Below are 14,693 nucleotides of genomic sequence, written 5' to 3'. Positions count from 1 at the left end.
AAAAAATAAACCGGGTTCGCAGCAAAACCCGGTTTTTGTGCAGTTTATGGTGCGCCCGGCAGGAATCGAACCTACGCACCCGGCTCCGGAGGCCGGCGCTCTATCCGCTGAGCTACGGGCGCACTTCTTTATTCCTCGCTCTTACTATTATACACATTTTTCGTTTGAAGGCAAGTTGTTAATAAAGAAATTTTACTGTTATTTTTTTACTGACCGGTAGAACCAAACCCGCCCGTTCTTTGGCCCAGAGCCTCGTCATCATCGGCCTTTAAATATCTGGTAAAAATCCCCTGGGCTATCCGCTCCCCTTTCCTGATCGTTACCGGTTCTTTTCCGGGGTTAAACAAAGGTATCATGATATGCCCTTCGTTTTCCGGGTTATCGTAATAATCCGCATCTACTACCCCTACGCCGTTAGCCAAAAGCAAACCTTTTTTCACCGCAAGGCTACTTCTAATGTAAATGAGGAGTACCTCATCTTCGGGCATATAAGCTTTAACACCGGTAGGTACCAGTTTTACCTCACCCGGGTTTAAAACCACGTCAATCGCTGCTTCCAAATCATAACCGGCACTGGCTTTGGTCTTTCGCTGTGGGATGTTAATTCCTTTGTCCTCAAAAAAACTTACAACCTTAAATCCGCGCATATTCTCCTCCATATTCACCTGTTTAGTTTCTCCCTTTTTTAATAAAGGCCTTTCGTTTTTAAAAAAACTTTTTAATGGTTATCCTTCCCCATCCCAGCGTTCATGGGGGTAGCGGATTATCGGCGCAATATCTCGCATTTGCTCAAAGCGGTCGTCAATCACGGCACCCTTCATAAAATTACTTCATTAAAGCACTTTTAATTTTTCCCAAAATGCTTACCCCTGAACTCTCAATAACATACTGGTAGATACCTTTTTCGTGGTCGGAACGCCGGGTCTTTAAGATCCCGATGGCCCTTTTAATTTCCGCATCCTCTTCATAGTAACGCATAAAGATGATATTATCGGCTAAAAGGGAAATTCCCATATCCGTTACATTGAAAGTATTAAATAAATTTAAATTTAATGTTTCAAAAGTATAAATTGTAGTGATCTTTCGTCGCTTTAAATTCTGGGTTAACGACCATAAAATATCTCGATATTTTTGGTTATTACCGATAGTCGTCTCTAAGGAAGATACGGTATCTAAAACTAATCGTTTGATATTATACTTTTTGACATATTCTAAAATTTCATAAGCATGGATATCAACATCAATCTCTACCGGTGAATAAAACTTTAAGATAAGACTTCCGTCATAAATCCTTTGGCGAATCTCCTTAAAACCTATACCTTCAGCTAAAGAAATCAACTGCTCCGGTGTCTCCTCATAAGAAATGTATAATGCTTTTTCTCCCCTTTGGGCCGCTTCCAAAGCAAACTTTAAGCTAAAAAGGGTTTTCCCGGTACCGGTAGCTCCCGCCAAAAGAGTTGAGCTTCCCCGGTAAATTCCACCACCTAAAAGATTATCAAGCCCTTCAATACCAAAATTATCCCTCACTTCTAAACCTAAACCCTTTTCCACATCATAAACCAATTCTTCTTGACTTAGTAACATTCGGGGATAAAGCTTAATTCCATCTTTACCAATTAAAAAAATATGTTCCCCGGGAATTGTCCCGGTTCCACGCATCTTCAGGATTCTTAAATACCGCTTCTGGAATTTCCGCTCCTGCTGGCCATAAAGATAGATGATGCCGTCTGCAATAGCAAACTCCGATAAAGTGCTCAACTCTTCCTCTATGTACTCTCCAACTAAAAAAGTAGTGGTTTCCCAAACCGCAAGCTTAGAGGCTAACTCAAAAACCATGGCTCGGAACTCTTTTTCGCTATCACCAAGACTTCTTAAAGCTTTAAAGCTGTCAATTACCAGAATATCCGGTCTAAATTTTTTCATTAAATCATCAACAGCAGCAAACGCACCATTAAGCCCCTCTTTTTTCAAGATAAGCCCTAAGTCCCGGTAAATAATTTGTTCACCTAAAAAGCTATTATCAAAAAACTCAAAATCAGCCAAGTTTCTTACCATTTTAAACTGGCTTTCGGAAACGGTGGTAAAATATAAACTCTTTAATCCTCTCCTTGCTGCGTTAAATAAAATGTTTTGAACTAAAATCGTTTTACCACTTCCGGGATTACCAGCGATAATATTTATTGAATACAAGGGAATACCACCGCCTAAAACCTCATCAAAGTTTTCTATACCCGTCACCAGTCTCTCCAATGTTAAAACCCCTTTCTTTCTAATTTCTCTTTTAGGTTTTGTAGTGTTTTCGGATCCACCAGTTTGGCGATAATCCCCACATATTTTGTGGTAAATTTTGATACTAACTCTCCAAAATCAAAATCGGGGTTATCTCTTAAAAACTTTCGGATTTTCTCAAAATCAAAGCCCGTTTCATCACACTCTAAAATTTCTACTTCCGGAAGTTCTGGACTTAGATCGTAAATTACCCTATCTACTAAAAGTTTAACGGTAAAAACTCCCAGGTATTTTGCTGTTTCTTCCCAGATTCCTGACAATATTTGTTCATAATCTTGCAAGATTATCACCTCTTACCCCAAGTTTCTTATTTTTATTAAATTCTTCCGACAATTTTTTCAATATAAAGTTACGGAAGCTTACGATGGATCTATACAATAGCAGTTTTTCCCCATTTTTTTCGCTTGATATAATGCCTGATCTGCCCTTTCAAATAAGGTATATACAGAATCATTGCTTTTTGCTATGGCTATGCCCATACTTACAGTAACTTTGCGATGCGGAAAAGGATAACTCTCGATAGCTTTTCTTATTCTTTCGGCCACTTCAACAGCACCTTCTTTATTTGTACCTGGAAGTATTATTACGAACTCCTCCCCTCCATACCGTCCCGCAATATCTACACTTCTTATTGAGTTTTTTATTATTTCTGCGGTTTTCTGCAGCACCACATCACCAGCTAAATGGCCAAAGGTATCATTGTAACTCTTGAAGTTATCAAGATCGAAGAAAATAACCGCCAGAGGGATATCATACCTGATTTTTCTCTCAAGTTCAGTAACCAGTATATTACGCAGCGCCCGCTTATTAAATAATCCGGTTAAAACGTCAGATTCAGCTTCTCTTTCTAAACGCTTAACAATCTGGGCATTAGCCAATGCTACAGCAGCAAAGTTCGCATATATCTGCAGGCTTTTGTTATCGTGGTGTTCCAGTGAATCAGGGGAAAGCACAATGCCCAATAGACCGACAGCACCAATAGAAGTCCATAGTGGATAAACCATGATTTTAGCCCCGGAATCAACCTCCAAATCGGTAAGGCCGGGTAACGTATTAAATTCATCAATACTAAGAAATGACGGCTCAACTTTCGAAAAAACACTCTCAATTACCGGATGGACCATCGGCCATTCCTTTCCTATTAAAAGCTGGCTTTGGTCCCCTTTTGCCTGTGCTATACTGATTTTATCACCCTCGCGAAGACCAATAAAACCCAGGTCTACATTATATATTATGATCAGGGAATTAATTATGAGGTCCATAACCTTGTCCAGCTCTATAGTAGAGGTCAACAATCGGCTGATCTCATAAATACTGTTCAATTCAAGCCGTCGTAGTCCTAAAAGATTTTTTTCAAGGATAGCCTTAAGTACCTCATTTATTGTTTGGTAAATATTGAGCGCTTTGTTGGTAAAAGTATTTTCCTCCTCCACATCCATCCTGTCTTTTATCTTGGTAGGAGCAACGATAAGAAAGCCTGTCTTTTGCGCATAGGTTCCCAGGCAGTAGGCATAGAGTCTAATCCCGTATGGGCATGTAAATATTCCTTTATCATCTAAAGAACCAAAAATATTTTTATAAAAATTAATGCACTTTTCGTTGCAAAGCTTTTTACCCTTATTTACTTCTTGGCATAATTCAACGTCATGACTGAATTGAGAAAAAGGTTCGCCATTTATATCAAAGATGTAAATGTTTGCATCCATCACCCTGGCAAGAGCATCCTGAAACTCCTGCCAGTATTTTAACGAAACATTGAGTAAAAGGTTTGCCGGCATTTATGAACACCTCTTCCTGGTTAGTTCTATTTTTCATCATTCATAACCAATTTTTTATTCTAAAATGCTTTTCCTTCTAATTTTTCTTTTAAGTTCTGCAGAGTATCCTGATCTACCAATTTGGCGATAATTCCTACAAACTTTGCAGTAAACTTTGCTACCAGTTCTCCAAAATTAAATTCGGGATTGTCTTCGATAAACCTGCGGATTTTCTCAAAATTAAAGCCCGCTTCATCACATTCTAATATTTCAACCTCGGGAGCTTCTGCACTTAAATCGTAAATTACCCTGTCCACTAAAAGTTTTACGGTAAATACTCCTAAATATTTCAATGCTTCTTCCCAGATTCCTGATAATATTTGTTCATAATCCTGCAAGATTATCACCTCTGGCACCAGTTTCACATTTATTTTTATTCTTGCTCAATTTTTCGCGCCTGAAAATTAAATAAAAACCTTGAGATTATTAAAGTTATTGAAGAAAAAATTAGTGACATTGAAAGAAAAACACCTTTTCGTTTAGTAAAATGGAAGTATCCAATCAAACCATAAAACCCCAATAAAAAGGTATGTGTCTATATGTTACAACACAACTCACTAACTGAAAAGTATGAAAAATGAATTTCTAAAACTAATTATGGATACCCTTGCCCCTGGGTTATGGCTACTACTATCTTTGCCCTTCGGGGATTTCAACTTATAGGCAGCACTCATGCCGAGCACAAATACCAAAAAAGACCTGCACAAAACTGCAGGTCTTTTTTACATTTTTTACATTTTTTTATTTTGGTGGAGGCGGGGGGAATCGAACCCACCGTCCGGAGGACAAGAACCGAAAGCTTCTCCGAGGGCAGCCGGTATTTTAGCTTTCACCCGATTGGTGCCTACCGGCAGGCCACAATCGGGCTATCCCGTAAAATCTCGCTTACGAAGAGCCGGGACACCCTTCATAAGCCAGCCCGGTCCGGTCACGCCCCGACAGAAGCCCCGGGCAAGCTTCCGTCAGGACGTAGCTGCGTTATTAAGCAGCTAAAGCGTAGTTTTCGTTGGCAGTTATCTTTTCCCACCATTTTTAACGAGGTAAGATGGGGTCCTCGCCTCGCTACTTTCGGCCCTTCGCTCCCCCGTCGAACCCTTTACGCCCCCAGGTTAATAACGAGCTCGAAGAGCCTTTTCAATTTCTCTTGCTGCATCCCTTTTTGCCATCTCTTCCCGCTTGTCGTACATCTTTTTACCTTTGGCTAAGCCCAATTCTATTTTAGCATAATTTCCTTTAAAGTAAAGCTTTAATGGTACCAAAGTTAAACCCTTTTCCCTGGTTTTACCAAAAAGGCGCATAATTTCACTTTTATGCATTAAAAGCTTTCTTGGTCTCTTAGGTTCGTGGTTAAAGCGGTTCCCCTGCTCATAGGGACTTATGTGCATGTTGTAAAGCCAGAGCTCACCGTTTTCAATCCGGGCAAAACTATCCCTTAAATTCACCCGGCCCAGGCGAATGGATTTAACCTCGGTTCCTTTTAATGCTATTCCTGCCTCGTATTTTTCGAAAATATGATAATCGTGATAAGCTTTACGATTTTCCGCAATTATCTTTTCCATAAAAACATACCCCTTCAAATCTCGTAACATACATGACTTAAATTATTATATCATATTTTCTAAAACTTTTGCTCAGAAATTTTTTTACGTTAACCGCTCCAAAATTTCTTCGGCCGATTCATTAGTTTCAGGACTTTTCCCAAGTTTTTTTACAAGCACAAAATCAATTTCTCTTGAGACAGTGTTTACTTTAACCAACCTTACACGCACCTCATCACCCAAACGAAACACTTTTTTTGTACGGCGACCAATAAGGGCATAACTTTTTTCATCATAAAGATAGTAATCATCCTCTAAAGTGGATACACGCACTAACCCTTCAATTAAATTAGGCAACTGTACAAAAAAGCCGTAAGAAGTTACTCCCGAAATTATCGCGTCATACTCGGTTCCTTCTTTCCCAGCCATAAACTCAACCATCCGCATTTCCACAGATTCCCGTTCCGCTTCCATGGCCCGGCGTTCCATCTCCGACGAATGTTTGGCTACCTTCGGTAAAATTTTGGCAAGTTTTGCTTCCCGCCGCGGGGTAAGTTTCCCTTCTAATACTTCCCGGATTATCCGGTGAATCATTAAATCGGGATAACGACGAATGGGTGAAGTAAAGTGGGTGTAGTATTCCGCCGCTAAGCCAAAATGCCAGATTCTTTCCGCTGAATAACGGGCCTGTTTCATTGACCGCAGCATGACCGCATTGATTACCCTTTCTTCCTTCCTTCCCGCCACTTTTTCCAAAAGCCGTTGAAATTCGCGGGGGTGGTATTTCCCGTCCCGGCCACCTTTTAAGTTATAACCAAAAAGCCTTAAAAACTCTTTTAAGCTTTGGATTTTCCCTTCGTCGGGATCTTCGTGAATCCGGTACAAAAACGGCACTTCCTGCCAGAAAAATCTTTCCGCTACCGTTTCATTGGTTATTAACATAAACTCTTCAATTAGCTGGTGAGCAATGTTTCGCTCCCGCCGGACGATATCCACCACTTCCCCTTTATCATCCAGAATTACTTTGGCTTCGGGAAGATCAAAATCAATTGCCCCCCGCTCAAGCCGGCGCTTTCTTAAAATCATGGCAAGGTTGGCCATTTCCTCCAACATGGGCACCAAATCCCCGAGCTCTTCCCGGGCTTTTGGATCTTTATCCAAAACAGCTTTTTTCACAATGGTGTAGGTAAGCCGGGCCCGGGTCTTGATAACCGACGGAAAAATTTCATGACTCACCACTTCTCCGGTGGGAGTAATTTCCATTACCACCGATAGGGTCAACCGGTCCACCCGGGGATTTAAGCTGCAAATTCCGTTGGACAGCTCCGGGGGAAGCATCGGCAACACTTTACCCGCAAGGTAAACACTGGTTCCCCGTTCCAGCGCTTCTTTATCCAGAGCCGAACCTTCCCGCACGTAATACGATACGTCGGCAATATGTACCCCCAACTGGTAATTACCGTTAGGAAGCTTTTTTAAACTAACCGCATCGTCTAAATCCTTGGCATCTTCATCATCAATGGTAACAATCATTTCTCCCCTTAAATCCCGGCGGCTTTTTAGCTCTTCCGGGCCAATTTCCTGGGAAATAGCCCTGGCTTCTTTGATTGTCTCCGGTTTAAAGGAATCTAAAAGGCCGTATTTTTTGATGATGGCTTTTAACCGCGTCTGGGGATCTTCTGGATCGCCTAAAATCTCAATAATTTTCCCTTCAGAAAGTTCTCCTTTCCGGGGATAAGCGGTAATCTCCACTACCACCTTTTCACCGTTCTCTGCTTTTATTCCCTTTTTCCCCAGAGGAATAATTATGGCACCGGTAATCCGCTCATCATCCGGCTCCACCAAACCATAATGCCGCCGCCGATAGAAACTCCCCACCACCGTTTTATTGGCCCGTTCTAAAATTTTGACAACTTCTCCTTCCGGACGGTTACCATCGGAAAAGGGAAGGTATCTTACCAGTACCCGGTCGTTATGCATTGCTCCTTTTAAATTGAGTGGAGAAATAAATACGTCCTGCTTTTCCCGGTCCTCGGGTATTAAAAAGGCAAATCCTTTCGGATGCCCCTGAATCTTTCCCCGCACCATGTTCATTTGCTCGGGAAGGCCATATTTACCGGCCTTTGTTACATACACTTCTCCTTCTTTTTCCAAATCTCTTAAAGCCGCAAGCAATTTCTTTATTTCCGAAACATCAGTAAGGCCAAGACCTTCGATGATTTTATCGGGGTATTGCGGAGAATTAGCTTTTATTAAATACTCCAAAATTTTTTCTCTCATTTATTACTCCTCCTTTTAACGTCACTTCGTCACTTATTTTCACCTAAATTTACTACAATTATGTCAAAAGGCGGGTACACCTTCCCCGCCTATAAACCTAACTCCTCGTGAATTTCCTGCATTGCTTTTAAAGCAATAGCTAAAAATTCTTCCAAAGTCAAGCCAATTTCACTGCAGGCTGCTATTTGTTCGCGCTTGGCCCCCCGAGCAAAAGATTTTTCATGGAAGCGATTCATAAGAAACTCCACCGTTACCGCTTCTAATTTTTTCTCCGGACGGATCAAAGCTCCAGCAACTATCAGGCCCGTTAAAGGGTCAACGGCATATAAAGCCTTATCCAAACGGGATTTACGCGGCAGGCCATGGGCTTCGTTATGAACCTTGACCGCATAGACCACTTCTGCGGGAAGTCCGAGTTTTTCCAGGATTTCCGCTCCTATTAAACTATGCTTCCGGGGATCATCTTTTGTTTCATCATAATCAATATCGTGTAAAAGTCCGGCTAATCCCCATAACTCCTCATCTTCACCAAAATGCCTCGCCAGTTCCCGCATCACCGCTTCCGCCGCTAACATATGTTTTAGTAAATTGGGGCTTTTCACTCTTTTAGTAAGTTCCCGGTATGCCTGTTCCCTATCCATTACTTCTCCCCCTCCGTTTGCCAGAATTTTGCCACCGCAAAAGCCAGTATTTGTTCCTCCGGCCCGAAAACATAGCCTTCCATTTCGTAAATTTTCCGTTTTTTATAAATCATTTTCCCTTTTACCGTAAGGAGCACTCCAATAGGCACCGGTTTTTTAAATTTAATACTCATTTCCGCAGTAACCGCCCGAACACCGTTAAAGGAAAGCCACTGGGCCATAGCTTCATCCAGTAAGGTCGCAATAAGTCCTCCGTGCATTACCCCATTGTAGCCCTGGTGCTCCGGCCGGGCCGTAAATTCCGCTACTGCCTCATCATTAATGTAAGAAAACTCTAACTTTAGACCATAAGGATTATCTTTCCCGCAGGCAAAACAGTAGTTTAGGGATTTTTCCTCCTCGTTCATGCCCCATACCATCCTTTCTGGTCTCATTTTAGCAGGTAATTTCTTCCGCGGCAAGATTGGGAAAGGTAATAAAAAAGCAGCCCTACTTATTAGGGCTGCTCTGTTAGATTCTTTTAGAATAGCAACAGGGGCACAATGATCAGCGCAAAGGTTCCGGCCACTTTCATTAGCGGGTTCATCGCAGGGCCAGAAGTATCTTTGAAGGGGTCGCCAACGGTATCGCCCACTACCGCTGCTTTGTGCGTATCGCTGCCTTTTCCGCCAAGATTTCCCGCTTCTATATATTTTTTCGCGTTATCCCAGGCACCGCCAGCATTGGCCATATAAATGGCTAAAAGCACTCCGGTTGCGGTAACGCCGGCTAAATAACCGGTCAATGCTTTAAAGCCAAGGATAAAGCCAATAGCCAGAGGAGCACCAACCGCCAGTAAGCCCGGTGCAATCATCTGCCGGATCGCCGCTGCCGTACTGATGGAAACACAGCGGGCATAATCGGGCCGGGCTTTTCCTTCCATGAGACCGGGAATCTCTCTAAACTGGCGCCGTACCTCTTCAATCATATCAAAAGCCGCTTTTCCTACCGACTCCATAGTTAGAGCCGCTACTAAAAAGGCCACGGTACCACCCAGGAAAAGACCCACTAAGACCCATGGGTCGGTAATATTTAAGTCAAACTTGCCGTTTACTAGGTACTTTTGCAAGTTGGGGTTAGTTTTGGCCAAGTCGGTATAAGCAGAGAATAAAGCAAGGGCAGTTAAAGCCGCAGAACCAATGGCAAACCCTTTAGCTACCGCTGCAGTGGTGTTACCAACGGCATCGAGCTTGTCGGTTTTATTCCGGATTTCCGGACCAAGTTCCGCCATTTCTGCAATACCACCGGCGTTGTCGGCCACCGGACCAAAGGAATCCACCGCCACAACCATAGCGGCAGTAGCCAGCATTCCCATGGCCGCTAGAGCAATTCCGTAAAAGCCTGCAGCCCAGTAGCCCACCATAATAGCCGCCACAATTACGATAATGGGTAAGTACGTACTCCGCATACCAACCGCAATCCCGGAAATGATGTTAGTTGCCGGACCGGTGGTGGAAGCCTCAGCAATTTTTTGAGCCGGAGGCTTTAAGTTGGAGGTATAGTATTCGGTTAAGGAGCCAATTGCCACGTTAACCACTAAACCGGAAACTACCGCGATAAAGATTTTCGGAGCCCACTCACTGCCAAATACGTACTGGGCTATAATGTAGGTAAAGATTGCCGTAATAAAGTTGGTAGACCACAAACCAATATTTAAAGCCATTTGGGGATTTCCATCTTCGGAAGTCCGCACAAAGAAAGTACTGATAATTGCCGCTACAATCCCCGCCGCCCCGAGAAGCAACGGGAAAGTTGCACCTAAAACTTCACTAAAACCGTGGTTCTTGGCAAAGGTAAGGCCTAAGAGCATAGCTGCCATGGTGGTAGCGCCGTACGATTCAAAAAGGTCGGCACCCATACCGGCAGTATCGCCAACGTTGTCCCCAACGTTGTCCGCAATAACCGCCGGGTTTCTGGGATCGTCTTCGGGAATACCCGCTTCAACTTTACCCACCAGGTCGGCACCAACGTCAGCGGCTTTGGTATAAATACCACCGCCAACCCGGGCAAAGAAAGCAATGGCCGAAGCCCCAAAGGCAAAGCTATCGATAACATGAACATCTTTAAAAATAATATATAAGGCCGAAACACCAAGTAAACCAAGCCCGGCAACGGACATCCCCATGACGCCACCGGCTCTGAAGGCTACGTTTAAGGCAGCGTTCAAGCTTTTCCGCGCAGCCTGGGTTGTCCGGGCATTAGCTTTGGTGGTACTGGTCATCCCGGCATAACCGGCAAGAGCCGAGGCAATAGCACCTACCAGAAACGATACACCAACTTTAAGTCCGTAGCCAAAGTCCCCTTCCTTATAACCAAAACCAACAACCAGCAAAACAAAAACCACAAGTGCAAAAGGAATTAACGTCTTGTACTGGCGGTTTAAATACGCCATAGCCCCTTCAAAGATGGCCTGGGAAATCTCCCGCATTTTTTCATTCCCCATATCTTCCTTTAAAACCGAGGAAAAAAGATACAGGGCAAAAAGAATTGCTAAGATCCCCGCTCCCAAGCCGTAATAAGCTAAAGTCATCCCGTTTTCCATTTCTCACCCTCCTCAATTTTTAAAATAAATTATTTATCTTTAAAAAAGTAAAGCCAGCACCAACGACAAAATCATAAATAAAATTACCGCAACTACCGTCATTTTCTCAAACAGCTCATCAAGGCCTTTTTTCTTGCCAAACAAAATTTCCGCTCCACCGGCAATAGACCCGGAAAGTCCGGCGCTTTTCCCCGATTGGAGAAGAACTGCAGCGATTACTCCTAAAGCTGCCAGGATGTGCAGAAAAACTAAGATCCCCTTGAGAACGGCCACCCCGCCTCACCTCCTTAAAAACCAAAAAAATTATACCACATTTTAGGTTGGTTAACAATAATTTTCGCACTATTTTAAATATTTATACATAACCCCTAAAGTTAAAAAATAGTTTAAGGCCGGGAAGGCTGCTTCCCGACCGCCTTTTAAAAAATTACGCTTTTATATTATAAAAAGCTTTTAGTCCTTTGTAAATAGCAGTATAGTCCAATTCTTCCTCAATTCTTAACAGCTGGTTGTATTTTGCTACCCGGTCGGTCCGCGACGGCGCTCCGGTCTTAATCATACCGGCATTTACCGCCACCGCTAAATCCGCCAGGGTAGTATCCTCGGTTTCTCCCGAACGGTGGGAAATAATGGTAGTATAGCCGTTTTGCCGGGCAAGCTCGATGGTATTTAAAGTTTCGGTAATGGTACCGATTTGATTTAACTTAATTAAAATACTGTTGGCAACTCCCAAATCAATCCCTTTCTGAAGGCGCTCAACGTTGGTAACAAACAAATCGTCCCCTACCAGCTGAATTTTCTTCCCCAGGCGCTCGGTTAAAAGCTTCCAGCCATCCCAGTCTTCTTCGCTCATTCCATCTTCAATGCTAATTATCGGATACTTAGCACAAAGTTTTTCGTAATACTCCACCATTTCCGCAGCAGATTTTTTAACCCCTTCTCCTTCCAGGACATAAAACCCGTCCTTGTACAATTCCGTTGCCGCCACATCAAGGGCGATATAGATGTCTTTTCCCGGAGTGTAGCCTGCTTTTTCGATAGCCTCAACGATTACTTCAATGGCTTCTTCGTTGGACTTGAGGTTTGGAGCAAATCCTCCTTCATCACCTACAGCGGTGTTATATCCTTTCCCCTTTAAAACTTTTTTGAGGTTGTGAAACACTTCCGCACCCATCCGTAATGCTTCACTGAAGGAAGAAGCACCAAGGGGCATGATCATGAATTCCTGAATGTCCACGTTGTTATCGGCATGCTTGCCACCGTTTAAAATATTCATCATCGGCGCCGGCAGTACCCGGGCATTGGTTCCCCCAAGATAACGGTACAGGGGAAGCCCGAGGTAATTTGCCGCCGCTTTGGCTACCGCCATAGAAACCCCGAGTATAGCATTAGCCCCTAACTTCCCCTTGTTGGGAGTACCGTCTAATTCAATGAGGTACTCGTCAATCCCCACCTGGTCCAAGGCATCAAACCCGAGAATTTCCGGTCCAATAATGGAGTTGACATTTTCTACCGCCTGGGTAACCCCCTTACCCAGATATCTTTGGGGGTCATTATCCCGAAGTTCCACCGCTTCAAACGCCCCGGTAGAGGCACCGGATGGCACCGCAGCTCTTCCCCAGGTACCATCTTCCAGGATCACATCTACCTCAACAGTAGGATTTCCCCGGGAGTCTAAAATTTCCCGGGCGATAACTTCCCGAATTTCGCTCATCAAAATAACCCTCCTTCATAAAATTTAAAATAAAGGCTCACTGGTCATTTCCTCGGGTATTTCTAGCTCTAAAATTTTTAAAATCGTCGGGGCCACATTAGCCAGACTTCCCTTTTCCTTTAACTTAATTCCCCGGTATTTTTCCCCCACCAGAATAAAGGGGACTGGATTTGTGGTATGCGCGGTATGCGGGCTGCCATCTTCTTCAAGCATTTTCTCGGCGTTGCCGTGGTCAGCGGTAATTATGGCTGTTCCTCCTAAAGATAAAAACTTATCTACCACCCGTCCCAGGCATTCGTCCACCGCTTTTATGGCCCGGACGGCCGCTTCAAACACCCCGGTATGGCCAACCATATCAGGATTGGCGTAATTTAAAACAATTAAATCGTAACCCTTTTCCATTTCCTCTAAAAGTTTTTCCGTGACTTCATAAGCACTCATTTCCGGTTTTAAATCGTAAGTTGCAACTTTCGGCGAAGGAATTAATATTCTTTCTTCCCCGCGATAGGGTTTTTCTACGCCACCGTTAAAGAAAAAGGTCACATGAGCGTATTTTTCCGTTTCGGCAATTCTAAGCTGCTTTTTTTGTTTTTTGGAAAGATATTCGCCCAAGCAATTTTCAATCGTCTGGGGTAAAAAAGCTACTGGAGCTTTTATCGTTTTATCATATTGAGTAAAACAAACAAAATGTAGATTTTCTATCTTTTTCCGGTTAAAGCCGGTAAAGTCGTCGTCCACAAAAGCTCTTGTTATCTGCCGGGCCCGGTCGGGACGGAAATTGAAAAAGATGATGCTATCTCCTTCTTTAACTACTCCCCGGGGCTGACCTTCGGGAGTCAAAACCACCGTAGGAGAAACAAATTCATCGGTTTCCCCCCGGTCGTAGCCTAAAGCCACCGCCGCCTCCGGCTCTGTTACTTTAAACCCTTCCCCAAAAACCATCGCCCGGTAAGCTTTTTCCGTCCGCTCCCAGCGCTTATCCCGGTCCATAGCGTAATACCGCCCCATCACCGTGGCAATTTGGCCAAAGCCAAGTTCCTTTAAGCGGGCTTCCAAAGTTTCTATGTATTCCCAGGCGTTTTGCGGCGGCACATCCCGGCCATCGAGAAAGGCGTGGATAAATACCCGGGAAAATTTTTCCCGGCGGCAAAGTTCTAACAAGGCAAAGAGGTGTTCAATATGGCTATGCACCCCACCATCGGATAATAACCCCATGAGGTGGAGATTGCCTCCGGTTTTTTGAGCATGATTTATAGCCTCTAAAAGCTCACGATTTTGAAAAAAGCTGCCTTCCTCTATTTCTTTGGTAATCCGGGTTAATTCCTGGTAAACAATCCTTCCGGCTCCCATGTTGAGGTGGCCAACTTCCGAATTGCCCATCTGCCCGCGGGGAAGACCTACCGCAAGTCCCGAGGCCTCTAAAATTGTATGGGGGTAATTATCCCAGTACCGATTGAAATTGGGAGTTCCCGCCTCTTTTATACTGTTGCCATAGGTAGTTTCCGCTATACCCCAGCCGTCTAATATTGTCAGTAATACCGGCACTTTAAGTCCTGGTCATCCAAACTGTGCAAGACTGCACCAGTTTAGAAGGTTGGGGTATTTGTTGTCCGCCTTTCAGACTGTCCCAGCCCCAACTGGCGGTATTTGGGACAGCCATAGTCCCTGCCCCAAGAAGCAGGAACTCGCCATGGCCATTCAGCCACCTTCTCCCATACCGCTGACAAGTATTCTCTTAAGCGGTGACAGGTCACGATATAATGGCCTGTCAAGGAGAGCTCCGGTCAGGAGGGCTACCCGCAAAACTCGCCACGGTTTGTACGGTAAGGTTTT

At 43.8% G+C, this 14,693-nt stretch carries 13 protein-coding genes, 1 tRNA gene and 1 other RNA gene; all 15 read right to left on the bottom strand.

Annotated features, from left to right (window positions below):
* Window positions 1-47: 47 nt before the first annotated feature.
* Window positions 48-122, bottom strand: a tRNA-Arg gene (locus CARFE_RS0111655).
* Between the two features lie 84 nt (window positions 123-206).
* Window positions 207-647 (bottom strand): dUTP diphosphatase, encoded by a 441-nt coding sequence (gene dut, locus CARFE_RS0111650; RefSeq protein ID WP_011343247.1) that lies wholly within the window; start codon window positions 645-647, stop codon window positions 207-209.
* 178 nt (window positions 648-825) lie between these two features.
* Window positions 826-2,250, bottom strand: coding sequence for an ATPase domain-containing protein (locus tag CARFE_RS0111645; protein WP_028052877.1), 1,425 nt, complete (start codon window positions 2,248-2,250; stop codon window positions 826-828).
* Between the two features lie 2 nt (window positions 2,251-2,252).
* The gene (locus CARFE_RS0111640; RefSeq protein WP_028052876.1) at window positions 2,253-2,579 is read right to left on the bottom strand and encodes a hypothetical protein; all 327 of its coding nucleotides are present in this window, start codon (window positions 2,577-2,579) and stop codon (window positions 2,253-2,255) included.
* A gap of 69 nt (window positions 2,580-2,648) precedes the next feature.
* The gene (locus CARFE_RS0111635; protein WP_028052875.1) at window positions 2,649-4,067 is read right to left on the bottom strand and encodes a sensor domain-containing diguanylate cyclase; all 1,419 of its coding nucleotides are present in this window, start codon (window positions 4,065-4,067) and stop codon (window positions 2,649-2,651) included.
* A 59-nt stretch (window positions 4,068-4,126) separates the two neighbouring features.
* Window positions 4,127-4,444, bottom strand: a complete 318-nt coding sequence (locus tag CARFE_RS0111630; protein WP_028052874.1) for a hypothetical protein — start codon at window positions 4,442-4,444, stop codon at window positions 4,127-4,129.
* A gap of 409 nt (window positions 4,445-4,853) precedes the next feature.
* Window positions 4,854-5,212: a transfer-messenger RNA gene (gene ssrA, locus CARFE_RS16005) on the bottom strand.
* Window positions 5,213-5,215: 3 nt separating this feature from the next.
* Window positions 5,216-5,665, bottom strand: coding sequence for an SsrA-binding protein SmpB (gene smpB, locus CARFE_RS0111620; RefSeq protein ID WP_028052872.1), 450 nt, complete (start codon window positions 5,663-5,665; stop codon window positions 5,216-5,218).
* Between the two features lie 84 nt (window positions 5,666-5,749).
* On the bottom strand, window positions 5,750-7,924 hold the full coding sequence (gene rnr / locus CARFE_RS0111615; protein WP_028052871.1) for a ribonuclease R: 2,175 nt from the start codon (window positions 7,922-7,924) through the stop codon (window positions 5,750-5,752).
* Window positions 7,925-8,013: 89 nt separating this feature from the next.
* Window positions 8,014-8,565 (bottom strand): HDIG domain-containing metalloprotein, encoded by a 552-nt coding sequence (locus CARFE_RS0111610; protein WP_028052870.1) that lies wholly within the window; start codon window positions 8,563-8,565, stop codon window positions 8,014-8,016.
* Entirely contained in the window at window positions 8,565-8,972 is a 408-nt protein-coding gene (locus CARFE_RS0111605; RefSeq protein ID WP_028052869.1) for a PaaI family thioesterase, read from the bottom strand. The genes CARFE_RS0111610 and CARFE_RS0111605 overlap by 1 nt, the downstream gene beginning before the upstream one ends.
* Before the next feature lie 113 nt (window positions 8,973-9,085).
* Entirely contained in the window at window positions 9,086-11,146 is a 2,061-nt protein-coding gene (locus tag CARFE_RS0111600) for a sodium-translocating pyrophosphatase (RefSeq protein WP_011343234.1), read from the bottom strand.
* A gap of 39 nt (window positions 11,147-11,185) precedes the next feature.
* Window positions 11,186-11,419 carry a preprotein translocase subunit SecG gene (gene secG / locus CARFE_RS0111595; protein WP_011343233.1) on the bottom strand — a complete coding sequence of 78 codons (234 nt, stop codon included), beginning with the start codon at window positions 11,417-11,419 and terminating at the stop codon, window positions 11,186-11,188.
* 154 nt (window positions 11,420-11,573) lie between these two features.
* Window positions 11,574-12,860 (bottom strand): phosphopyruvate hydratase, encoded by a 1,287-nt coding sequence (eno, locus tag CARFE_RS0111590; protein ID WP_011343232.1) that lies wholly within the window; start codon window positions 12,858-12,860, stop codon window positions 11,574-11,576.
* Between the two features lie 24 nt (window positions 12,861-12,884).
* Window positions 12,885-14,405 (bottom strand): 2,3-bisphosphoglycerate-independent phosphoglycerate mutase, encoded by a 1,521-nt coding sequence (gene gpmI, locus CARFE_RS0111585; protein WP_028052868.1) that lies wholly within the window; start codon window positions 14,403-14,405, stop codon window positions 12,885-12,887.
* Window positions 14,406-14,693: the final 288 nt, after the last annotated feature.

Source organism: Carboxydothermus ferrireducens DSM 11255 (assembly GCF_000427565.1).
Taxonomy (GTDB): domain Bacteria; phylum Bacillota; class Z-2901; order Carboxydothermales; family Carboxydothermaceae; genus Carboxydothermus; species Carboxydothermus hydrogenoformans.
The sequence above is the reverse complement of the archived record's forward strand: the minus strand, read 5'-3'. Positions and strand labels throughout refer to the sequence as shown.